Annotated in this window: 18 protein-coding genes and 2 pseudogenes; 14 read left to right on the forward strand and 6 right to left on the reverse strand. The window is 59.3% G+C overall.

Annotation, left to right across the window (positions count from 1 at the left end):
• Nucleotides 1–35 precede the first annotated feature (35 nt).
• Entirely contained in the window at nucleotides 36–998 is a 963-nt protein-coding gene (locus tag E0L15_RS09515) for an alpha/beta hydrolase (RefSeq protein ID WP_168125402.1), read from the reverse strand.
• A 233-nt stretch (nucleotides 999–1231) separates the two neighbouring features.
• On the opposite strand from E0L15_RS09515, the gene E0L15_RS09520 reads away from it, so the two are divergent.
• The 3 genes from E0L15_RS09520 to clpB all read left to right on the forward strand — a co-directional run bounded on the left by E0L15_RS09520 (nucleotide 1232) and on the right by clpB (nucleotide 5964).
• The gene (locus E0L15_RS09520; RefSeq protein ID WP_168125403.1) at nucleotides 1232–1660 is read left to right on the forward strand and encodes an Rrf2 family transcriptional regulator; all 429 of its coding nucleotides are present in this window, start codon (nucleotides 1232–1234) and stop codon (nucleotides 1658–1660) included.
• On the forward strand, nucleotides 1657–3219 hold the full coding sequence (locus tag E0L15_RS09525; RefSeq protein WP_168125404.1) for a glycosyltransferase family 39 protein: 1563 nt from the start codon (nucleotides 1657–1659) through the stop codon (nucleotides 3217–3219). Before E0L15_RS09520 ends, E0L15_RS09525 begins: the two co-directional genes overlap by 4 nt.
• Nucleotides 3220–3369: 150 nt before the next feature.
• On the forward strand, nucleotides 3370–5964 hold the full coding sequence (gene clpB / locus E0L15_RS09530; protein WP_168125405.1) for an ATP-dependent chaperone ClpB: 2595 nt from the start codon (nucleotides 3370–3372) through the stop codon (nucleotides 5962–5964).
• A 55-nt stretch (nucleotides 5965–6019) separates the two neighbouring features.
• On the opposite strand, the gene E0L15_RS09535 is transcribed toward clpB, so the two are convergent.
• From E0L15_RS09535 to E0L15_RS09550, 4 genes are all read right to left on the reverse strand, one after another.
• Nucleotides 6020–6784, reverse strand: a complete 765-nt coding sequence (locus E0L15_RS09535) for a hypothetical protein (RefSeq protein WP_168125406.1) — start codon at nucleotides 6782–6784, stop codon at nucleotides 6020–6022.
• Entirely contained in the window at nucleotides 6777–7259 is a 483-nt protein-coding gene (locus E0L15_RS09540) for an RNA polymerase sigma factor (protein WP_087233446.1), read from the reverse strand. Before E0L15_RS09540 ends, E0L15_RS09535 begins: the two co-directional genes overlap by 8 nt.
• Before the next feature lie 24 nt (nucleotides 7260–7283).
• Nucleotides 7284–7649 (reverse strand): hypothetical protein, encoded by a 366-nt coding sequence (locus E0L15_RS09545; protein WP_168125407.1) that lies wholly within the window; start codon nucleotides 7647–7649, stop codon nucleotides 7284–7286.
• An 89-nt stretch (nucleotides 7650–7738) separates the two neighbouring features.
• On the reverse strand, nucleotides 7739–9313 hold the full coding sequence (locus E0L15_RS09550) for an amidohydrolase (protein WP_168125408.1): 1575 nt from the start codon (nucleotides 9311–9313) through the stop codon (nucleotides 7739–7741).
• 257 nt (nucleotides 9314–9570) lie between these two features.
• Between E0L15_RS09550 and E0L15_RS12440 the strand changes: the two are divergent.
• A pseudogene (locus E0L15_RS12440) lies at nucleotides 9571–9729 on the forward strand (N-6 DNA methylase); the annotation flags it as partial.
• A 77-nt stretch (nucleotides 9730–9806) separates the two neighbouring features.
• On the forward strand, nucleotides 9807–11213 hold the full coding sequence (locus E0L15_RS09560) for a hypothetical protein (RefSeq protein WP_168125409.1): 1407 nt from the start codon (nucleotides 9807–9809) through the stop codon (nucleotides 11211–11213).
• Between the two features lie 82 nt (nucleotides 11214–11295).
• On the opposite strand, the gene E0L15_RS09565 is transcribed toward E0L15_RS09560, so the two are convergent.
• Complete coding sequence (locus E0L15_RS09565; RefSeq protein ID WP_168125410.1) at nucleotides 11296–11574, reverse strand: hypothetical protein; 279 nt, start codon at nucleotides 11572–11574, stop codon at nucleotides 11296–11298.
• Between E0L15_RS09565 and E0L15_RS09570 the strand changes: the two are divergent.
• The 9 genes and pseudogenes from E0L15_RS09570 to secG form a co-directional block, all read left to right on the forward strand.
• Nucleotides 11552–12262: pseudogene (locus E0L15_RS09570) on the forward strand (DUF3387 domain-containing protein); the annotation flags it as partial. The gene E0L15_RS09565 and the pseudogene E0L15_RS09570 overlap by 23 nt on opposite strands.
• A 386-nt stretch (nucleotides 12263–12648) precedes the next feature.
• The gene (gene alaS / locus E0L15_RS09575) at nucleotides 12649–15303 is read left to right on the forward strand and encodes an alanine--tRNA ligase (protein WP_168125412.1); all 2655 of its coding nucleotides are present in this window, start codon (nucleotides 12649–12651) and stop codon (nucleotides 15301–15303) included.
• A gap of 37 nt (nucleotides 15304–15340) precedes the next feature.
• The gene (locus E0L15_RS09580; RefSeq protein ID WP_168125413.1) at nucleotides 15341–15679 is read left to right on the forward strand and encodes a histidine triad nucleotide-binding protein; all 339 of its coding nucleotides are present in this window, start codon (nucleotides 15341–15343) and stop codon (nucleotides 15677–15679) included.
• A gap of 468 nt (nucleotides 15680–16147) precedes the next feature.
• Nucleotides 16148–17236, forward strand: a complete 1089-nt coding sequence (gene serC / locus E0L15_RS09585; protein ID WP_168125414.1) for a 3-phosphoserine/phosphohydroxythreonine transaminase — start codon at nucleotides 16148–16150, stop codon at nucleotides 17234–17236.
• 16 nt (nucleotides 17237–17252) lie between these two features.
• Nucleotides 17253–18419: a phosphoglycerate dehydrogenase gene (locus E0L15_RS09590; protein WP_168125415.1), complete on the forward strand. Its 1167-nt coding sequence runs from the start codon at nucleotides 17253–17255 to the stop codon at nucleotides 18417–18419.
• Nucleotides 18420–18510: 91 nt separating this feature from the next.
• Nucleotides 18511–19035 (forward strand): 4'-phosphopantetheinyl transferase superfamily protein, encoded by a 525-nt coding sequence (locus tag E0L15_RS09595; RefSeq protein ID WP_168125416.1) that lies wholly within the window; start codon nucleotides 18511–18513, stop codon nucleotides 19033–19035.
• 100 nt (nucleotides 19036–19135) lie between these two features.
• Entirely contained in the window at nucleotides 19136–20203 is a 1068-nt protein-coding gene (locus E0L15_RS09600) for a glycosyltransferase (RefSeq protein WP_168125417.1), read from the forward strand.
• Nucleotides 20200–21270 carry a lysylphosphatidylglycerol synthase transmembrane domain-containing protein gene (locus E0L15_RS09605; RefSeq protein ID WP_168125418.1) on the forward strand — a complete coding sequence of 357 codons (1071 nt, stop codon included), beginning with the start codon at nucleotides 20200–20202 and terminating at the stop codon, nucleotides 21268–21270. The genes E0L15_RS09600 and E0L15_RS09605 overlap by 4 nt, the downstream gene beginning before the upstream one ends.
• 60 nt (nucleotides 21271–21330) lie before the next feature.
• Entirely contained in the window at nucleotides 21331–21567 is a 237-nt protein-coding gene (secG, locus tag E0L15_RS09610; RefSeq protein WP_087233403.1) for a preprotein translocase subunit SecG, read from the forward strand.
• Nucleotides 21568–21586: the final 19 nt, after the last annotated feature.

Here is a 21586-nt window from a genome sequence, read left to right on the forward strand (position 1 = left end):
ACTTCCCCGACCCACAGGAGTGGGCCGGGGAAGGATCAATCTTCGTTGGGGAAATAATCTTGCAGGAAGGTGTCCACCGCCGTCCAGTACAGCCGGGGGTTGGTGCCCACGGCGTTGGCGTGTCCGGCGTCGGGCATCCACAAAAAGCTCTTGGGGCACTTGGCGGCCTGGTACAGCTTTCCCATCATGGAGGAGGGGACAAAGTCGTCCTCCACGCCGTGGATGAACAGGGTGGGGGTTTTGGACTGGGCCACCGCCTGGATGGGGGCGGCGTCCCGCAGGTCATATCCAGCCCGGCGCAGGGCGGTTTTCCGCAGCATGGAGAAGAGGGCGGAGGTGGGCATAGGCACCGGGGCGTGGATGTATTCCTCCCGGAAGTTCTGGAGGACGTGGTGCATCTGGGCCTCAATGGTGGTATAGGCGCAGTCGGACACCGCCGCCTTCACCTGTTCTGGCAAGGCCCCGCCGGTGGCCAGAAGGACGGTGGCGGCTCCCATGGACACACCGTGGAGAAGGATCTCTGCGTCAGGGTCCCGGCGGAGGATGTAGTTGATCCAGCCCACCAGGTCCAGCCGCTCGTCGTAGCCCCAGCCCACGTAGTCGCCTTCGCTCTCGCCGTGGCCCCGCTGGTCGGGCATCAGGACGTTCCAGCCCTCCTGGTGGTAGTGCAGGCCGATGGCACCCATGGCCTCGTGGGTGTCGTGGTAGCCGTGGACGCAGATGGCCCAGCGGTGGGTCTGGGTGTCAGCGGGCACCACAGCGGCCCAGAGGATGAGCCCGTCAATGGCCTGGATGGTGGCCGAGCGGAAGCCCTCGGCTTTTCTGGCCCAGGCCCGGCCCTCACGCTGGGGCTCGTTGGGGTCCTGGTAGTCCGGCTCCCGGGTCTGAGGGGTCATGGCTTTGGCATAGAGGCGGTTGCCCACGGCAGCCATGCCTCCGGCGGCTCCGGCCCCGGCTGCGGCGAGGCCCAACAGGTAAAAAGCGGGTTTTTTCTTCATGGCGCACCCTCCTGGCATCGTTTTCTCCATGATACTCCAATGGAAAGCCAATCGTCAAGAGAAGTTTGCCCCTTTTCAGGTGGGGGCATACCGATTCTCACCGCCCTTCCAAAGACGCTCCGCTGGGGGAAAACTTCCTTTTATAAGAATAGATGGAACACACCCCCGGTAGCACTCTTGAAATCCTACCAAACATATGGTATTATAGGACAAAGGACTATGGGGGTATGGATATGAAGATTTCCACAAAAGGGCGGTATGCCCTGCGGCTGATGGTGGACCTGGCTGCCCACGGCGGGGAGGACAACCCGGTTTCCCTGCGGGATGTGGCGGGGCGGCAAAACCTCAGCGATAAATACCTGGAGCAGATCGTCACACCTCTGTCCCGGGCTGGGCTGGTGCGCTCGGTGCGGGGTGCCGGAGGGGGCTATCTTCTCACCCGTCACCCGGAGGAGTACACCGTGGGCGACATTCTCCGGCCTCTGGAGGGGGATCTGGCTCCGGTGGAGTGCGCCACCGATGACGGCTTCTGTGACCGCTGCGGGGACTGCGTGACCATCGAGCTGTGGCAGGAGATTCACCGGGCGGTGTCCGCCGTGGTGGACGGTACCACCCTGGGCGATCTGGTGGTGCGCTACCACGCCAAGCACTGCGACCAATGAACATACGGCTGGACAAAGGGGCACAGCGGACTTGGCTGCTGCCCCTGTTTCTCATTTTGATTGGGGTGGCGGTACGGCTGTGGCAGCTGGGGGCGGTACCCTGCGGGCTCAACCAGGACGAGGCTTACGCCGGATATGAGGCCTACTCCATGCTCACCTACGGGGTGGACTCCTGGGGGTACACCAATCCCTGCTACTTTATCTCCTGGGGCAGCGGCATGAACGTGCTGGAGAGCTATTTGGCCATGCCCTTTGTGGCCCTATTGGGCCTCACGGAGCTGGCCATCCGCCTGCCCCAGGCCATTTTGGCCTGTGTGAGCCTCCCGGTGGTGTATCTGCTGCTCACTCGGCTCTTCTCCCGGAGGGTGGGCCTCATTGGGCTGTTTTTCACCGCCATCTGCCCCTGGCATATCATGCTCAGCCGCTGGGGGCTGGAGTCCAATTTGGCCCCGGGCCTGCTGCTGTTGGGGCTGTACTTTCTGGTGCGAGGACTGGATTCCCCGCCCTGGCTGCTGCTGGCTGCCTTGTTCTATGGGCTGTCCCTGTATGCCTATGCCACCCTCTGGGTGGTGCTGCCCCTGACTCTGGCGGCGTTCTTCCTCTACCTGCTCTACACGAAGAGATTAACATTTACCCCCTATCTGGCGGGGGCAGTGGGCCTGCTGTTTGTGCTGGCCCTGCCTCTCCTCCTCTTTGTGCTGGTGAATTTGGGAGTACTGGAGGAGATTCGCACCCCGTTTTTGTCCGTGCCCCGGCTGGTGTCCATGCGGGCCTCCGAGGTGGACTGGCGAAACCTCTTCTCCCTGGAGGCCTACCAGACCCTGGGGGAGATGGTGTTCGGAGAGGGGGACGGACTTATTTGGAACAGCCTGCCCCAATATGGCATGTTCTATCGGTTTAGTTGGCCCTTCATGATTCTGGGCGGCGTGCGCATGGCCATCCGGGCGGTACGGGGCGCCAAGGAGCGCCGATTTACCGGAGAGGGCCTGGTGCTGGTGGGGCTTGCCTGCGCCGCCTTGGTGAGCCTGTCTCTGGACTACCTGAACATCAACAAGGCCAATTCCCTCCACCTCTACCTGCTGGTTCTGCTGGCCTTTGGTGTGGACCGGGTGTTTGAGTTCTGCAAGGCCCACCCGGTGCTGCCCTGGGGACTGGCGGCGGCGTATGCCGTGGCCTTTGGGCTGTTTGTGAACACCTATTTCACCACCTACAACGACGACATTGGCGTCCAGTTCCGCTATGGGGTGGGGGATGCGGTGGCGTATGTGAAGGAACAGGGGTTTGAGTCGGTGGCGGTGGACTCCACCGTGGTCTACTCCCACATCCTCTTCTATGACCAGACCCCACAGCCGGAATTTTCCCAGACCGTGGAGTATGCAAACTACCCCTCTCCCTACCTCAGTGTCTCCTCCTTTGGCCGCTACACCTTCGGGGTGGATGGGAACGATTTGGAGCCAAATGCCGCCTATATCCTCCATGTCAGCAGCTATGATGCCTTCCGAAACGCGGGATACACCGTGGAGGAGTTTGGCCTGTACGGCGTTGCATTTCTCGAATAGACAAGAAGTTAGCACTCTCGAAAAGAGAGTGCTAATTGTTTACACTTCGTTCATGATTTTTCCTAGCAAAGAGGTATACTAAGGTCAAACAACAGATTGGGGCGGGAGTCGAGGGGCTCCCAAGCACCCCATGCAAAGGAGTGTAGCCTTATGAATATGAATCAGTTTACCCAGAAGTCCCTGGAGGCGGTGCAGGCCGCCCAGACCCTGGCCACGGAATATGGAAATCAACAGATTGAGCAGGTGCATCTGCTCTGCGCCCTGGTGGAGCAGGAGGGAGGCTTTGTGCCTCAGCTGCTGACCCACATGGGGGTGACGGTGGAGTCTCTGGACGCCGCCCTGCGCCACGAGGTGGAGAAGCTGCCCAAGGTGTCCGGCTCTGGCCGGAGAGCCGACCAGGTGTATATCTCTTCCGGTGTGGATCAGGCCATGAACGCCGCTCTGGAAGTGGCCACCAGTATGAAGGACGAATATGTGTCGGTGGAGCACCTGCTGCTGGCCCTGATGGACAAGGCCGACAGCACCATTAAGCCCACCCTCACCACCTACCGCCTGGAGCGGGAGAAGGTGATGCAGGCCCTGGCCGCCCTGCGGGGCAACCAGCGGGTCACCAGCGACAACCCCGAGGAGACCTATGAGGCTCTGAAAAAGTACGGCACCGACCTGGTGGAGCGGGCCCGGCAGAACAAGTTGGACCCCGTCATTGGCCGTGACGACGAGATCCGCAACGTCATCCGCATTCTGTCCCGCAAGAGCAAGAACAACCCCGTGCTCATCGGCGAGCCTGGCGTGGGTAAGACCGCCATTGCCGAGGGCCTGGCCCAGCGGATTGTGAAAGGCGATGTGCCCGCGGGCCTGAAAGACAAGACCATTTTTGCCCTGGATATGGGCGCTCTGATTGCAGGCGCCAAGTACCGGGGCGAGTTTGAGGAGCGGCTCAAGGCCGTTTTGAACGAGGTGAAGAAGTCCGAGGGACGCATCATTCTGTTCATCGACGAGCTGCACACCATTGTGGGCGCCGGCAAGACCGAGGGCGCCATGGACGCTGGCAACCTGTTGAAGCCTCTGCTGGCCCGGGGCGAGCTGCACTGCATCGGCGCCACCACCCTCAACGAGTACCGCCAGTATATTGAGAAGGACGCCGCCCTGGAGCGCCGCTTCCAGCCTGTCATGGTCAACGAGCCCACGGTGGAGGACGCCGTGGCCATTCTCCGTGGCCTGAAGGAGCGCTACGAGGTGTTCCACGGCGTGAAGATCACCGACGGCGCCATCGTGGCCGCCGCCACCCTGTCCGACCGGTACATCACCGACCGATTCCTCCCCGATAAGGCCATTGACCTCATCGACGAGGCCTGCGCTCTCATCCGCACCGAGATGGACTCCATGCCCACCGAGCTGGACGTGATCTCCCGTAAAATCATCCAGCATGAAATTGAGGAGGCCGCCCTGAAGAAGGAGGAGGACGAGCTGTCCCGTGCCCGCCTGGCCGACATCCAGAAGGAGCTGGCCGAGATGCGGGACGAGTTCAACGCCGGAAAGGCCAAGTGGGAGAACGAGAAGAACGCCATTGGCAAAGTGCAGAAGCTGCGGGAGGACCTGGAGCAGGCCAACGCCCAGTTGGAGCAGGCCCAGCGGGAGTACGACCTGGAGAAGGCTGCCCAGCTGCAATATGGCACTATCCCCGCCCTGCAAAAGCAGCTCCAAGAGGAGGAAGCCATTGCCGCCAACCAGAAGGAAAATCAGCTGCTCCGGGATAAGGTCACCGAAGAGGAGATCGCCCGCATTGTGGAGCGCTGGACCGGTATCCCCGTGGCTAAGCTCATGGAGGGCGAGCGGGAGAAGCTGCTGCACCTGGAGGACATTCTCCACCAGCGTGTGGTGGGCCAGGACGAGGCCGTGCGCCTGGTTTCCGAGGCCATCCTCCGCTCCCGTGCCGGCATCGCCGACCCCAACAAGCCCATCGGCTCCTTCCTCTTCCTGGGCCCCACGGGCGTTGGTAAAACCGAGCTGGCCAAGACCCTCAGCGAGGCCCTCTTTGACAGCGAGAAGAACCTGGTGCGCATTGACATGAGCGAGTATATGGAGAAGTTCTCCGTGTCCCGCCTCATCGGAGCCCCTCCCGGATACGTGGGCTATGAGGAGGGCGGCCAGCTCACCGAGGCGGTGCGCCGTCATCCCTACTCCGTCATTCTGTTTGACGAGGTGGAGAAGGCCCACCCCGACGTGTTCAATGTGCTGCTCCAGGTGCTGGACGACGGCCGCATCACCGACAGCCAGGGCCGCACCGTGGACTTCAAGAACACCGTCATCATCCTCACCTCCAACCTGGGCAGCCAGTTCCTGCTGGACGGCATCCAGCCCGATGGCGAGATCAGCGAGGAGGCCAGAAATCAGGTGCAGGAGCTGCTGCGCCGCTCCTTCCGGCCTGAGTTCTTGAACCGTCTGGACGAGATCGTGTTCTACAAGCCCTTGACGAAGGACAACATCTTCCACATCATCGACTTGCAGCTGGACAGCCTCAACCGCCGTCTGGAGGACAAGCGGCTGCGTGTGGTCCTCACCGACGCCGCCAAGGACCTGGTGCTGGAGTCCGCCTACGACCCCATGTATGGCGCTCGGCCTCTGCGCCGCTACTTGCAGCACACCGTGGAGAACCTGGTGGGCCGCAAGATCATCGCCGGAGAGGTGACCCCCGACAGCACCATCACCGTGGACCGTCAGGGAGACGAACTGGTTATCCAATAAACAGCATACGAAAGAGCCCGGAAGGGAGCGAACCGCTCCCTTCCGGGCTCTTTGTCTATTCGTGGTTTCCATTTCCGTGTCCGTGCCCGCTGCCATTCCCGCAGCCGCTGCCCATCTCGTCCACCGGGGGCGGGGTAATGTCGGGATGTTCCGCCTGGAGGCTGGCCAACAGGTCCCGCAGCTCCCGCATGGTCATCTCATTGGCCTCTTCCGGGGGGAAGTCCGGGTCATAGGCCGCAATCTGGGCGTAAATCTGGTATTTTCCATAGGATAGGCCCACATGATGGGCCTCGTGGGCTTCCTCTGAGGAGATGGTGGAACAGGAGACGTTGTGGTGACCGGAGGTGCAGTTGGAGACATAGATTGTAATCTCCTCTCCCTGGTTTCCGCTCAGCTCCACCACCGACACGGACAAAAACCCGCCCTCATTGAGGCAGTCCACAATGGTGTCGCTGTTTAAAATCTCGTCCACCGCCTGCTGGTAGTTCTGGTGCAGCACGTCCAGGGAGGCGGCAAATTCCTCCCCGTCCTCGTTGTAGCCGTGGAGGGCAATGACCCGCCCCAGACGGTTCACGTCCACCTCCAGAGAGGGGTTTATGTCAATGCTAATCACCGAAGTGGGGGTGAAATAGAGGTGATACCCACCCAGGCCCAGCACCACCACCAGCAGACACGCCGCCAGGGCGCACACTGGCTTCCAAACCGCTCGGGCGGGCTTGCGCTGGGCTTCCATGGCCTGGAGCACTTGGGTTCGGGTGCGGGCTTTCAGCTCCTGAGAGGCGTGGACCTGGTCAAAGGCCTTTCTCATGCGGTTATCCAAGCGCCTCACCTCCCAACGCCTCTTTCAGCTGTTTTTTGGCTCGATTCAGCAGAGTGTACACGGAATTGACATTTTTGTTCAGCAGGTTCCCGATCTCCGGGGCGGTGTACCCCTCGTAGTAGTGTAAGTAAATCACCTGTCGGTACTTCTCCGGCAGCGTGAGCACCGCCTGGAGCACCTCGCTGTGGTCCTCCACCTCCGGGGCGGCCTGCTCCAAAAGAGAATCCAGGGGGACGGTGCGGGAGCGGAAGAAGCTTTTGAGCAGGTCTTTGCAGGCGTTGAGGGTCACCCGGATGAGCCACGCCTTCTCGTGCTCAGGGCTTTCAAACACGGTGGAACAGAGGGCATATTTCAAAAACACTGTTTGAAAAATGTCCTCTGTGTCCGCCTGATTTTTCAGATGGATGAGACAGAGCCGTTGGACAGTGTCAGAGTACGTCTCAATGGCCCTGGTGACCTCCTCTTCACTCCTCATGAAACCACCCTGCTTTGTGTCGAATTATCCGTGGTGTCCGCCCCAGTAGCCGTTGCCGTGGTGGCTTTGTCCACCGCCGTGGCAGTGGGTGCCTTGGTTGTCGCAGATGCCGTCGTGGTCGGCGTCCACATAGTTCTGGCCCTGGTTGTCACACACGCCGTCCTGGTCCACGTCCACATCGTACCGTCCATCGCAGACGGTGCCCCGGTTGTCGCACACCCCATCGCCGTCCTCATCCACATAGCACTGGGCGGAGCAGTTGGTGGTGTCACACACTCGGGTTTTCTGGCAGCCGCCGAAGCAGTTGCCCTGGGAAGAGGCGAAGGCGGACACGGTGCCCACCGTGAGAAGGGTGGCCCCTGCCACCAGACCTGCAACCAGTTTTAACATAGCAATCCCTCCATGTTTCATTCATTTTTTCCGGTTTCACTACTTATACGATTCACGAAGGGAAATCAATTCACCAGAGGGGAAATTTTTTAACCCTGGTACAGCACCTCGCCCTGCTTCCAGGTGGACACCACAGAGACCTCTCGCAGGTTTTCCGGCCGTACCTCCAGGGGATTGGCGGACAGGCGCACTAGGTTGGCCTGCTTGCCCACCGCCAGGGTGCCCTTTTCCTTCTCCTCACCGTACTGCCAGGCGGCGTGAACGGTGACCGCCTTTAACGCCTCATATACAGGAATGCGCTGCTCGGGGCCCAACTGCACCCCGTGTTTGGTCACTCGGTTGACGGCACACCAGACGGTCTCCAACATGTCGCAGGGGATGACGGGGGTGTCCTGGTGGAAGGTGAAGGGCATCCCCAAATCCAGGGCGGCCTTGGCGGGGGAGATGGCGGCGGCCCGCTTGGCCCCCAGGTTTTGCAGGTGAATGTCCCCCCAGTGGTACACATGGGCCACAAAGAAGGAGGGGGTGAACCCCAACGCCTTGGCCTGGGGCAGCTGGTCAACCCCGATGAGCTGGGCGTGGATAATCACCGGGCGCACATCCCGGAGGTTGGGGTGGCTCTGCATGACTTTGGCCCCCATGTCCAGGTACTGCTGGGCGGCGGCGTCGCCGTTGCAGTGGGCCAGAATCTGAACCCCTTCCTGAGCCGCCAGGGTGAGGGCCTGCTCCACTTGTTCGTCCGTCATGGTGGGGTAGCCCCGGTACTCGCTCTCCCCCTGGTAGGGAGTGCGCAGCCATGCCGTGCGCCCCTGGGGGGAACCGTCCAAGAAGATTTTCACGCCACCCAGCCGCAGACCATTGTGGTAGCCATTCACACAGTCGGGGAAAGCCACCCGGGCGGCGTGGAGGTCGGCCACACCGGGATAGCCCACCACGTCCAGGGTCAGGGCGTTTTGGGCCAACAGCCCTTGATAGAGGGGGAAGAGTTCGACGGCCATCATGCCCTCCTGGGCGGTGGTGATGCCGTGGGCGGCGTAGGTGTGCTGGGCCCGGGCGAAGGCGTCTTTCAGCTGGTCAAACCCGGGCATGGGGGCCTTACGGAGGTTGCTGACAAAGGCGTTTTCCTCCGCGTACCCCGTGAGTTCCCCACCGTTTCGGCCAAAGGTGCCCCCCTCCGGGTCGGGGGTGTCGGCGGAGAGAAAGAGCTGGTGGAGAGCGGCGGAGTTGAACACCCCCATATGTCCCGAGGCGTGCTGGATGACCACCGGGTTGTGGGGAGCGGCCTTGTCCAGCAGTTCACGGGTGGGGTGGGCGTGCTCGGTGAGGTGGTTGTGGTCGTAGCCCTGGCCGAACACCCACTGCCCAGCGGGGATGTGGTTGTCCCGAATGAAGGAGGCCACTGCCTCCTCCAGCTGGGCGAAGTCGGACACCTCCCCCAGGGGCACCTGCAACAGGCTGTTGGCCGCGGCGGACAGGTGGCTGTGGGGGTCCACAAAAGCGGGCATGAGGGCGTCCCCCTGTAAGTCCACCTTGGTGGCTCCGGTGGCATTGAGGGCATCGGTGCCCAGGGCCACAATGCGCCCATCTTCCACTAATAGGGCATCGGTGGGCACAGGGGACTCCATGGTGAGAATAGGGCCGTTGACAAATAACGTGCGGTTCATGGCGGCAACCTCCTTTTTCTCTATTATGCCCCTTTTTGATGCGGGTATCAAGTAAAGCCTCCCTTGTGTAAAGGAAGGTGGCCCGGCGTAAGCCGGGTCGGAGGGATTGTCTAATAGCTGGCTGAAGTCAACCCCTCAGTCTGCCTGACGGCAGACAGCTCCCCTTACACAGGGGAGCCTTGAGTTCTTGCCCAGTTCCTGGGTGTTTGATATAATGAAACAAATTGACAACCTATGAATTTAGGAGGATACCTGCCATGGCAGAACAACACACCGCCGGCATTGGATTTGAAAAGCAGATTTGGGACGCCGCCTGCGTCCTGCGGGGCAAGCTGGCCGGGGAGTTCTACACCCCCGCCTGCGTGGTGAAAACCCTGGTGGAGATTTTACAGCCCTACAACGGCCGGGTGTATGAAATAATCATACCGAAATGGATACAAGAGCAAGGTGAGGATTCGCTAAGTTGATAATTTCATTAAAGGGTGGTTGCAATATGAAACATTTTATTTTAGGGAAAATATATAGCGATAAAAATCACGCTAAAGCTTTACATGATGGTTTGATATATATTAATCCACTGGCACAGTTTGGAATTGGTAAATTGGTAGAACAGAAGACTATGTCCAATAAATACAGAGACGATTTAAATGAAGGCTTATCAGTAAATATTGATTCTGGTAACCCAAGATTAAATAGTAATGTAATCACCTTTTTTCAAGATATCGGCGGTATACCAAGAAATGTTGATGCCATTGGTGAAATAGATACTCGGTTTTTGCACGAAAATGTTTATTGCCTATCTTCTATATTTTATGATTGTGAAAAAAGTGAATTTATTAAGCTGAGTGAAAAAATGTTCCAGTTTACTGATAAACAGGAAGGGTTGGCCGTTGTGATTTATGATGTCAGAGAATTTCTAAATCGCATTATGAGAACTCTTTCGGATTCACTTGGAAGTCCATATTGGATAGCATATGGACTTGTTGACTATGATTTTGAACAGCATAACACACAAGAAACTGATGAGTTTACAAAAGAAGAGGAGTTTAGTTATCAACAAGAATTTCGCATTGCTATTAATGTTTTAGGTAACAACTTTAAAGTTCGCAAAAATACAGACTGTTTTAAATATGATGTTGATAAGGGGACAATATTATTAAATATAGGCTCAATTAAAGATATCGCATTTACTCTTTCTGTTGAAGATTATATTAACTTAAATTTTCCGGCTAAATATCAATGGATTGAAACAGTACAACCAGACAGAATCGCTCCCTTTTATCCACCTGTAAAAAATGAACTGTCATACATTTGTCCTTTGATGCGGACTGAAAATACAATGCTAATTAGCGAGAATGCTATGTATCCCATAAAGCGCGATCTAAATGCATTTTCCATAAACTGCAAACAATTAAAAAATACATTAATGATTGAGCCATCGAAAGATACGTTTTTTATATCAGTGGCAGAACATTATTTTTTGCGTATGCTGGATATATACAAAAACGAAGGCGATAAAACAATGCTTGATTCTATACTAACGGCAATTATGCGTTATATGGTAGAGTTAAATATATCCCAGTGTGCTGGTGTTAATTTGAAAATTGAGAATGGAGTTCTTAAAGCATCATACGAAGATTTGCAGTTACATGATTCAAGCTTAAGTCATGATGAATCTTACGAAATCGTACAGAAAAAAACACTACAACCTAAACCAACCGATTTCGCAGTTCTAATTACTCTAAGCGACCAAATGGATTATGAAGAATATGAATATAATGGAAGAAAATATGTACGAGTAGAGGTCGCAAGAGACGGGGTGCTACCATCTGGAAGAAGTGTCAGAAAAGGAGAAGTAGTATGGGGTGAGGTTTCAAAGGTGAATTTTATTGGGTACTAATAATTATAGCTTTGGATTAAATAGTTAAACACCTCGCAGCCGGAGAATGATACTCTCGTTGCGAAGTGTTTTGCGTATGTGCTTATGCCTTGATTTCCATGCCGTTGCGGAAGGTGATCCGCACATCGTCTGCGGAGTGGATGGTTACGAAATCTACCAGACCGCACCAGAGGTTTGTCTGGAACGCGGTGACCAGTCTGTCCTGCTCCTCCAGAACTTTGAGGAACTCCTCAATGGTGGCTCTCCGTGCCTTTTTGTCGGCGATCTGTTCGGCGGTGGCGTCCAGCTTGGCTTTGGCTTCATCGTAGCGGTGGGTCAACCCATCGTAGCGTTTCTGGTATTTTGAGGCGGTGCGCACCATGTTGGTGCGCCTGACCATGGGGGGCGAGGGCAAGAAATACTCCTTGAAGGAGGTCAACGCCCGCATCAACGAGCTGTTGAAGCACTCCATCCAGAGTGAGGGGGTTATCAACCTGTTTTCCGATGCGGACACGGAAGTCTCCCTCTTTGACCCCAAATTCCTGGAGGAAGTGGCCCGGATGAAGGAGAAAAACCTGGCCGTGGAGCTGCTGAAAAAGCTGCTGGCGGAACAGGTGACCCTGTACCGCCGCACCAACGTGGTCAAGTCGGAGCAGTTCTCCCAGCGGATGAAAGAGCTGATGAACCGCTATATCAACGGCCTCATCACCAACGAGGAGGTCATCGCCGAGCTGATGAAGATGGCCCAGGACATCCGGCAGGCCCACCAGCTGGGAGAGCAGCTGGGCCTGAGCCAGGAGGAGCTGGCCTTCTACGACGCCCTCACCAAGCCCCAGGCGGTGAAAGATTTCTATTCCAATGAGGAGCTGGTGACCCTGACCCGGGAACTCACCGAGGCGCTGCGCAAAAGCCGCACCATTGACTGGCAGAAGAAGGAAGCGGCCCGGGCCGGGATGCGAAAGATGGTAAAGCGTCTGTTGAGACGGTATAAATATCCCCCGGAAGGGGTGGAGGATGCCATTCAGACGGTGATGAGTCAGTGCGAGATGTGGACGGACCACGTGGCGTGACGGGGGGCAAAGCCTCCCTCAGGGAGGGAGGTGGCATCGCCAACGGCGATGACGGAGGGAGCCGTTCGGGCGGCCCTTTCTTGGGTTTCCTGCCTTGACATCTGGCAAGAATGTGATAAAATGTAACAGCTAAAGACAATGGCGGAGCCAAAGAGCCACCAGCGGCCCAAAGCGAGGGGGGAGAGTGAGAGCCCCCGGCAAGTGCGGTTTCTCTGCGCCACTCCGTTTCGTCTCCTGTGAGGAGCAGGGCGGCCCATCCCCGTTATCGGATGACCGGAGATGTCCTTGCCAGAGGATAAACAGGGTGGTACCGTGAAGCGTAGGCTTTGCCCCTGTGTTTGGCAAGGGCTTTTATTTTGTTAATTTTAAAATGGAGGTATAGACCCATGAGCAACCCCAAGCCCTTCGGGGTCAACGAGCTGCGTGAGATGTTCCTGTCCTTCTTTGAGAGCAAAGGACACCTGCGTCTGCCCAGCTTTTCCCTGATTCCCCAGAACGACGCCTCTCTGCTGCTCATCAACAGCGGCATGGCGCCCATGAAGCCCTGGTTCACCGGCGAGCAGGAGCCCCCCCGCCGCCGTGTCACCACCTGCCAGAAGTGCATCCGCACCGGTGACATTGAGAACATCGGCAAGACCGCCCGCCACGGCACCTACTTTGAGATGCTGGGCAACTTCTCCTTCGGCGACTACTTCAAGCGGGAGGCCATTACCTGGTGCTGGGAGTTCCTGACCAGCCCCGAGTGGGTGGGCCTGGACCCCAACCGCCTGTACCCCTCCATCTACCAGGATGACGACGAGGCCTTCGAGATCTGGAACAAGGAGATCGGTATCCCCGCCGAGCGCATCTTCCGCTTTGGCAAGGCCGACAACTTCTGGGAGCACGGCTCCGGCCCCTGCGGCCCCTGCTCCGAGGTGTACTACGACCGTGGCGAGGAGTACGGCTGCGGAAAGCCCGGGTGCACCGTGGGCTGTGACTGCGACCGCTATATGGAGGTGTGGAACAACGTCTTCTCCCAGTTCAACAACGACGGCGAGGGCCACTACACCGAGCTCATCCAGAAGAACATCGACACCGGCATGGGCCTGGAGCGTCTGGCCTGCGTGTGCCAGAACGTCAACTCCCTGTTTGACACCGACACCGTGATGAACATCACCAACAAGGTCTCCGAGATTACCGGAGCCCACTACGGCCAGAGCGAGAGCCGTGACGTGTCCCTGCGCATCATCACCGACCACATCCGCTCCGCCACCATGATGATCTGCGACGGCGTGCTGCCCTCCAACGAGGGCCGCGGCTACGTGCTGCGCCGTCTGCTCCGCCGGGCTGCCCGCCACGGCAAGCTGCTGGGGGTCAACGACCCCTTCCTGTACCGGGTGTGTGACACCGTCATCGAGGTCAACGCCACCGCCTACCCCGACCTGGTGGAGAAGCAGAGCTATATCACCAAGGTCATCCGGGTGGAGGAGGAGAACTTCGCCAAGACCATCGACAGCGGCCTGAAGATTTTCTCCGACATGCTGGCCCAGCACAAGGCCAAGGGCGAGACCGTGTTCTCCGGCGAGGACGCCTTCAAGCTCTACGACACCTATGGCTTCCCCATCGATCTGACCAGCGAGATGGCCCAGGACGAGGGCCTGACCGTGGACGAGGCTGGCTTCCGTGCCTTCATGGAGGAGCAGAAGGTCCGTGCCCGTAAGGCCCGTGAGGCTCTGGGCGACCTGGGCTGGGCTGGCATCGAGTTCGGCAAGGAGCTGCCCGAGACCGAGTTCGTGGGCTACGACCACAACACCATCGACGACGCCAAGGTGCTGGCCATGGTGGTGGAGAACGTCCAGGCCGAGGAGATGATGAGCGGCGTGGAGGGCATCGTGGTGCTGGACCGCACCCCCTTCTATGCTGAGATGGGCGGCCAGGTGGGCGACCACGGCACCATCACCCTGGGCGAGGCCGTGTTCACCGTCCACGATGTGCAGAAGAACAAGGGCGGCAAGTATATGCACTACGGCAAGATCACCGGTGGTGTGCTGAAAGTGGGCGACACCGTGACCGCCGCCATTGACGTGGAGCGCCGCCAGGCCATCATGCGTGCCCACTCCGCCACCCACCTGCTGGATGCCGCCCTGAAAAAGGTGCTGGGTGACCACGTGCACCAGGCTGGCTCTCTGGTGGAACCCGACCGCATCCGCTTCGACTTCACCCACTTCGAGGGCATCTCCGCCGAGGAGCTGGCTCAGGTGGACAAGCTGGTCAACGACGCTATCCTCAACGGCTACCCCGTCATCACCGAGGTGCTCCCCATTGAGGAGGCCAAGAAGAAGGGCGCGGTGGCCATGTTCGGCGAGAAGTACGGCGACGTGGTGCGCGTGGTGGAGATGGGCGACTTCTCCATGGAGTTCTGCGGCGGCACCCACCTGGACAACACCGCCAAGGTGGGCACCTTCCGCATCAAGTCCGAGGGCTCCGTGGCCAGCGGCGTGCGCCGCATCGAGGCCACCGTGGGCAAGCTGACCCTGGAGACCATGAACCACAACCAGCAGCTCATCTTCCAGGCTGCCCAGATTCTCAAGACCAACCCCGCCGACCTGGTTGCCAAGCTGGAGCAGCAGGTGGCCGACCTGAAGGCAGCCCGTCAGGCCATTGAGCAGTACAAGAGCAAGGAAGCCGCTGGCGAGGCCGACCGCATCCTCTTCGGCGCCCACGACGTGGGCCCCCTGAAGGTCATCACCGCCACTGTGCCCGACGCCGACGGCAACCGTCTGCGCCAGATGGGCGACGCCATCAAGGACAAGGCCGCCAACGTGGTGGCCGTGCTGGCAGCCGTCAACGGCGGCAAGATCACCTTTGTGGCTGCCTGCGGCAAGGAGGCCGTGGGCCTGGGCATCAAGGCCGGCGACATCATCAAGCAGGTGTCCGCCATCGCCGGCGGCTCCGGCGGCGGCAAGCCCGACTCCGCCATGGGCGGAGGCAAGGACCCCCTGATGGTGGACAATGCCCTGGCTATGGTGGACAACGTGGTGTCCATGAAGCTGGGCCTGTAAGCAATTCCATCCCATGCAATCAAAAGGAGTTGATACCATGTCTGATTGCCTCTTTTGTAAGATCGCAGCGGGGGAGATTCCCTCCAAGCGGGTGTATGAGGACGAGGTGTGCGTGGCCTTCTACGACATCGACCCCCAGGCGCCCACCCACTTCCTGGTGATTCCCCGCCAGCACATCGCCTCTGTGGCAGAGGTGGGCGAGGACAACGCCGCCCTGGCAGGCCACATGCTGGCCGTCATCGCCAAGGTGGCAAAGGACCTGGGCCTGGACAGCTACCGTGTGGTGTCCAACTGCGGCGAGCAGGCGGGCCAGAGCGTGCATCACCTGCACTTCCACGTTCTGTCCGGCCGGGATATGACCTGGCCGCCGGGCTGAGCCCATTTTGGAAGGCCCGGATGGGCCTTCCAAAATGAACGGGGATTGCATGGGAAATGGGGCTCGATTTCTTGCGAAAAAGTCACCCCATTTCCCATGAGAAGTGTTATTTTCCCGGCGAATGTGGCGTGAAAATAACGGGATTTCAATTTATTTTCCCGCCTGCGGGCGGGAAAACTCTGCGAGGCTTTGGCAGAGCACGAGAAAGCTGCTCCCAGTGAAACCTGGGGGCGGCTTTTTTATGCAACCTCTTTGCCCTCCCTGCATACACTGGGATGCTGCCCGAAAACCATGGGTGCTTTGTACAAAACAGACAGGGAGAAATCGTCAATTCGAGGGGAGTTTGCCAAAAAGATCACAGATGTATTTTTGGCGTTGACAGATGTCCTTCCTGGAACTATAATGTCATATAACACACTAAAGCGATAACATGATAGTGTGAAAAATCTCAGAGAGGAGAAACTGCTCATGGGCAATCAACGTGTATACAACTTTTCCGCAGGCCCTTCCATGCTTCCGCTGGAAGTCCTCACCCGAGCCGGGTCAGAGATCACCAATTATCAGGGCTCCGGCATGTCAGTGATGGAGATGAGCCACCGATCTAAGGTTTTTGACAAGATCTTTCAGGACACCAAGGAGCGGTTCATTCGCCTGTTCCATGTGCCTGACAACTATAAGGTGCTGTTTTTGCAGGGGGGCGCCTCGGGGCAGTTCTCCATGGTGCCCCTGAACCTCATCGGCAAGACGGGAAAGGCGGACTATGCCGTCACCGGCAACTTCTCCAACATCGCCTATAAGGAGGCCAAAAAGTACGGCCAGATCAACCTGGCCGCCTCCAGCGAGGACCAAAACCACACCTATATCCCCACCCAGGACCAGCTGAAGCTGGACCCGGAGGCCAGCTACTTCCACTACTGCGCCAACAACACCATCTACGGCACCGAGTGGCAGTATGTGCCCGACACCGGGGACGTGCCCCTGGTGTGTGATATGTCCTCGGACTTCATGAGCCGGGTGGTGGATGTGTCCAAGTATGGCATCATCTACGGCGGCGCCCAGAAGAATCTGGCCCCGGCGGGCCTCACCATCGCCATTGTCCGGGAGGACCTGGCAGGCCACGAGCTGCCCTACACCCCCCTCATCATGAACTATAAGACCATGATCGACAAGGACTCCATGTACAACACGCCCCCCTGCTGGTGCATCTACATGCTGGGACTGGTGATGGAGTGGCTGGAAGAGCGGGGCGGTGTGGAAGGCATGGAAAAGATCAAGCACGCCAAGGCCCAGCTGCTCTACGACGTGCTGGACGACTCCAAGCTGTTCACCTGCCCGGCCCAGAAGGGGAGCCGTTCCGACATGAACGTCACCTTCCGCACGGGCAACGCCGATTTGGACGCCAAGTTTGTCTCCGAGGCCACCGCGGCGGGCTTTGTCAACCTCAAGGGCCACCGCAACGTGGGAGGCATGCGGGCCTCCATCTACAACGCCATGCCCACCGAAGGGGTGGAGAAGCTGGCGGACTTCATCCGGGCCTTTGACCAGGTCAACGGCTGAGACAGGGGGAACCATCATGTTTCGTATCAAAACCATGAATAAAATTGCCCAAGTTGGGCTGAACCAGTTCCCCGCCGACTACCAGGTGGGGGACAGCGTGGAGGGGGAGGAGGGCATTCTGGTCCGCTCCGCCAAGCTTCACGACTACCCCTTCCCCGACACCCTGTGGGGCATCGCCCGGGCGGGGGCAGGCACCAACAACATCCCGGTGGCCGAGTGCGCCCAGAAGGGTATTGTGGTGTTCAACACCCCCGGGGCCAACGCCAACGGCGTGAAGGAGCTGGTGCTTGCCGCTCTGCTCATGGCCTCTCGGGACCTGGTGGGGGGCGTGGAATGGGTGAAGGCCCAGGCCGCCACCCCCGACACCGACGTGGCCGCTGCCGTGGAGAAGGGCAAGTCCGCCTTTGTGGGCCCCGAGCTGTACCGCAAGACCCTGGGTGTCATCGGCCTGGGTGCCATCGGCGCTCTGGTGGCCAATGCGGCCCTGTCCTTAGGGATGGAGGTGTACGGCTATGACCCCTTCCTGTCCGTGGACACCGCCCTGCGCCTGGACCGCCACGTGCATGTGGTCAAGGATGTGGCGGAACTGTACCGGGTCAGCGACTATGTGACCATCCACGTGCCCTACACCCCCGACACCCGCCACACCATCAACGCCGACGCCATCGCCCAGATGAAGGACGGGGTGCGGGTGGTCAACCTGGCCCGGGGCGAGCTGGTGGACGATGCGGCCATGATGGCCGCTTTGGAGCGCGGCAAGGTGGCCCGCTACGTCACCGACTTTCCCAACAACACCATCACCCTGGCCCCCAACGTGGTGCCCATTCCCCACCTGGGCGCCTCCACCCCTGAGAGCGAGGACAACTGCGCCATCATGGCTGCCCAGCAGCTGCGGGACTTCCTGGAAAACGGCAACATCAAAAACTCCGTCAACTTCCCCAACGTGGAGATGGAGCGGTCCGGGGTGCAGCGTCTGTGCATCATCCACCGCAACATTCCCGCCATGCTGGCCAACATCACCGCCCAGCTCTCCGGCGACGGGGTGAACGTGGAGAACATGACCAACAAGTCCCGGGGGGACTTCGCCTACACCCTGGTGGATGTGGGGTCTGCCGTAGAAGAGAGCGTCATTGACGACATCCGAGCCATTGACGGCATTATCCGGGTGAGAGTCATCTCTTGACAAGCGCCCCATCCCCGGATAGTATGAAACCAAGACACAGCCTGCGAATCGGTGTGGTTCGCAGGCTGTTTTTATAGAGAGAGGTGTGGATATGTCCACGAAAATTTATGGCGTGAAAGGGGAGGACGGGCGCCATCTCAGCCGCCCGCTGCTGCGTTTAGCCGCCCGCAAGTACGGCTGGGGAGAGCTGCCGGAGCTGGAGTACAGTGATCGGGGCAAGCCCCTCATCCCCGGGGAGGGGCGCTGGCTGTCTCTGTCCCACTCGGGGGGCTACGCCCTGTGCGCCCTGTCGGAGTTCCCTGTGGGGGTGGACATTGAGCTGGTGAAGTCCCATCGGCCCGGCTTGCCCGCCTTTTGCTTTGCAGAGGAGGAAATGCCCCTCTTTGACGGCAGCGACGGGAGTTTTACCCGCCTGTGGACCCTGAAAGAGAGCTTTTGCAAGCTGGGAGACACCCCCCTGTACCCGCCCCGGAAGGTGCCTGTGCCGCCCCCCTGTCCCCACAAGAGCTACCAGGGGGAGGGGTGGTGGGCCTCGGTGTGCTGCCAGGACACCCCGCCAGAGGGCATTGAGTGGGTGAACTTGGAGGATCTTGTTGAAGTTTTTACCACTCCTTAAGGAAACCTTAACCGGGTCTGAGGGAAAATCTAAGATGCCTTTGCTATGATATAGTTAGAAAAAGATGGAGGACGATGGAATCTTGAAGGAGAACAAAGGCATGAACGTCCTGATTTTAACCGGAAAATTTGGTATGGGGCACTGGTCTGCCTCCCAAGCGTTGCAGCAGCAGCTGGAGCGGGAGGGGCACCAGGTGCACACCGTGGATTTTTTTGACTACGCCATGCCCGAGCTGGCCCCCACCCTCTACCGGATGTTTGGGTGGCTGGTGAAGTACGGCGGCGGCCTCTATAATCTCTTCCACCGCCTGACCCGCAACGTGGAGGGGGACATGCCCCTGGCCGGGGCGTGGGTGGAGTATCTGGAAGAGCTGCTCTTTGAGACGGGGGCGGATGTGGTGGTGTCTACCCATCCCGTGTGCTCCTCGGTGGTGGCCCGGTACAAGCGGGAGGGGGGCGTGATGCCCCTGGTGACCTGCATCACCGATGTGACCAGCCACAGCGAGTGGATTCACCCCGGCACCGACTGCTATCTGGTGGCCTCGCACCAGGTGCGCCAGGGGCTGATGGACAAGGGCGTGGAGGCAGAGCGGATTCTGGTCTCCGGCATTCCCGTGGGCCAGCAGTTCACCGGAGGGAGCCCCAACCGGGGCCAGCGGGAACTGCTCATCATGGGGGGCGGCCTGGGGCTGATGCCCCGGCGGGACCGCTTCTATGAGCAGCTCAACGACCTGCCTGGGGTCCACGTGACCATTCTCACCGGGCGCAATGAGAAGCTGTATCAGCGCCTCCACGGGAAATATGAGAACATTGAGGTGGTGGGCTTCACCACCCAGGTGGACCAGTACATGGCCCGGGCCCACCTGATGCTGTCCAAGCCCGGAGGCATCACCGTCTTTGAGGCCATTGCCAGCCGCCTGCCCATGCTGGTGTGGGCCCCCTTCCTGGACCAGGAGCGGGAGAACGCCCGATTCCTGCTGGAGGCGGGGATGGCTCGCCTGGCAGACAAGGAGGAGGAGGCCTGCCTGTGGGCCATTGAGAGCACCTTGTACGACGAGTCAGGGCTGGCCAGTATGCGCCGAGCCATGGAGAAGGCCTCCAACACCATGTGCCGGGCGGCGGTATGCGCCGTGGTGGAGCAGCTGGCTGGAGAGAAGGTGTACGCATGAAGCTGGGGAGCAAAAAACAGCTGGTGTGGTTTGGGGTCATGGGTCTGCTGCTGTGTGCCACCGCCTACACCATTTTGAGCCAGCAGTCCCCCCGGGAGCTGGCGGCGGCCATCGCCCGGGCGGATGCCCGGTTTCTGTTGCTGGCCCTTCCGGTAATGGCCCTGTTCATCGCCTGTGAGGCCGGGGCCACCCGGCTGGTGCTGGAGGCCTTGGGCTGTGCCCAGCCCTTCCGGCGGTGCTATTTTTACTCGTGCACCGGGTTCTTTTTCAGCAACGTCACCCCCTCCGCCACCGGAGGCCAGCCCGCCCAGGTGTATTACATGAACCGGGACGGGGTACCGGTGGTGTCCGGCACCATCGACATGCTGCTGGTGAGCATTGGCTACCACACAGCGGTGGTGTGCTACGCTCTGGCGGCCCTCTACTTTGGCCGAGACCTGCTGGAGCAGCTGGGCGGCCAGGTGGGGGTGCTCATTGGGGTGGGGCTTGCCATCTTTGTGGTGCTGAATGTGGCCATGATTTTGCTGCTCTTCCTCCCCGGACCTGCCCGCCGCCTGGGCCGCTTCGGCATCGCTCTGGCCTGCCGCCTGGTGAAGCGGCTGGACCGTGCAGCGTTGGAGGAGAAGTTGGAGGGGGTGCTGGCTCAGTACCGCCAGGGGGCCCGGGTCATTGCCCGCAATCCTCTGGTGCTGGTGGGTGTGGTGGCCCTCAGCGGGGCCCAGCTGGGGTGCTCTTATCTGGTGCCCTACCTGGTGTATCGGGCCTTCGGCCTGTCCGGCATGAGCCTGTTGCAGGTGGCCGCCCTCCAGGTGCTGTGCACTGTGGCGGTGGGCTTTCTCCCGCTGCCTGGTTCCGCAGGAGCGGCGGAAGGGGTGTTTCTGCGCACCTTCCTAGCGGTGTTTGGCACGGGGCTGGTGGCTCCCGCGATGATTCTCTCCCGGACCATGAGCTGCTATCTGGTGCTGCTGGTCACCGGGGGCGTGACCCTGGTGGGGCACCTGCGGCGAAACATGGCCGGAAGAAATATGAAAACCTCTTGCAATCCCCTGAGGGGTGTGGTATCATAGAAAATACTTGTAAGGGCTGTTGCGCCCATTTTTAGACTGTGACTGAAAGGATTGAATTCCATGACCACTCCTCAGCTGATTCTGTCTATCGTTTACTTCGTGGTGTCTCTGGCCCTGATCGCCATCGTGATGCTCCAGTCCGGCAAGAGCGCTGGTCTGTCCGGTGCCATCTCCGGTGCTGCTGACACCTTCCTGTCCAAGAACAAGGCCAAGACCGCCGATGCCCGCATGGCCAAGATGACCAAGTGGGTCGCCATCGTGTTCCTGGTTCTGACCATGGTTCTGACTCTGATCTAAACAATAGTAAGAGCGATAA

Source organism: Pseudoflavonifractor sp. SW1122, assembly GCF_012027765.1.
GTDB lineage: Bacteria > Bacillota > Clostridia > Oscillospirales > Oscillospiraceae > Enterenecus > Enterenecus faecium.

What these genes read in the sequence shown, in the direction of transcription:
- E0L15_RS09515 (WP_168125402.1), bottom strand. Translation starts at nt 998, where the DNA reads ATGAAGAAAAAACCCGCTTTTTACCTGTTGGGCCTCGCCGCAGCCGGG.
- E0L15_RS09520 (WP_168125403.1), top strand. Translation starts at nt 1,232, where the DNA reads ATGAAGATTTCCACAAAAGGGCGGTATGCCCTGCGGCTGATGGTGGAC.
- E0L15_RS09525 (WP_168125404.1), top strand. Translation starts at nt 1,657, where the DNA reads ATGAACATACGGCTGGACAAAGGGGCACAGCGGACTTGGCTGCTGCCC.
- clpB (WP_168125405.1), top strand. Translation starts at nt 3,370, where the DNA reads ATGAATATGAATCAGTTTACCCAGAAGTCCCTGGAGGCGGTGCAGGCC.
- E0L15_RS09540 (WP_087233446.1), bottom strand. Translation starts at nt 7,259, where the DNA reads ATGAGGAGTGAAGAGGAGGTCACCAGGGCCATTGAGACGTACTCTGAC.
- E0L15_RS09545 (WP_168125407.1), bottom strand. Translation starts at nt 7,649, where the DNA reads ATGTTAAAACTGGTTGCAGGTCTGGTGGCAGGGGCCACCCTTCTCACG.
- E0L15_RS09550 (WP_168125408.1), bottom strand. Translation starts at nt 9,313, where the DNA reads ATGAACCGCACGTTATTTGTCAACGGCCCTATTCTCACCATGGAGTCC.
- E0L15_RS09560 (WP_168125409.1), top strand. Translation starts at nt 9,807, where the DNA reads ATGAAACATTTTATTTTAGGGAAAATATATAGCGATAAAAATCACGCT.
- E0L15_RS09565 (WP_168125410.1), bottom strand. Translation starts at nt 11,574, where the DNA reads ATGGTGCGCACCGCCTCAAAATACCAGAAACGCTACGATGGGTTGACC.
- alaS (WP_168125412.1), top strand. Translation starts at nt 12,649, where the DNA reads ATGAGCAACCCCAAGCCCTTCGGGGTCAACGAGCTGCGTGAGATGTTC.
- E0L15_RS09580 (WP_168125413.1), top strand. Translation starts at nt 15,341, where the DNA reads ATGTCTGATTGCCTCTTTTGTAAGATCGCAGCGGGGGAGATTCCCTCC.
- serC (WP_168125414.1), top strand. Translation starts at nt 16,148, where the DNA reads ATGGGCAATCAACGTGTATACAACTTTTCCGCAGGCCCTTCCATGCTT.
- E0L15_RS09590 (WP_168125415.1), top strand. Translation starts at nt 17,253, where the DNA reads ATGTTTCGTATCAAAACCATGAATAAAATTGCCCAAGTTGGGCTGAAC.
- E0L15_RS09595 (WP_168125416.1), top strand. Translation starts at nt 18,511, where the DNA reads ATGTCCACGAAAATTTATGGCGTGAAAGGGGAGGACGGGCGCCATCTC.
- E0L15_RS09600 (WP_168125417.1), top strand. Translation starts at nt 19,136, where the DNA reads ATGAACGTCCTGATTTTAACCGGAAAATTTGGTATGGGGCACTGGTCT.
- E0L15_RS09605 (WP_168125418.1), top strand. Translation starts at nt 20,200, where the DNA reads ATGAAGCTGGGGAGCAAAAAACAGCTGGTGTGGTTTGGGGTCATGGGT.
- secG (WP_087233403.1), top strand. Translation starts at nt 21,331, where the DNA reads ATGACCACTCCTCAGCTGATTCTGTCTATCGTTTACTTCGTGGTGTCT.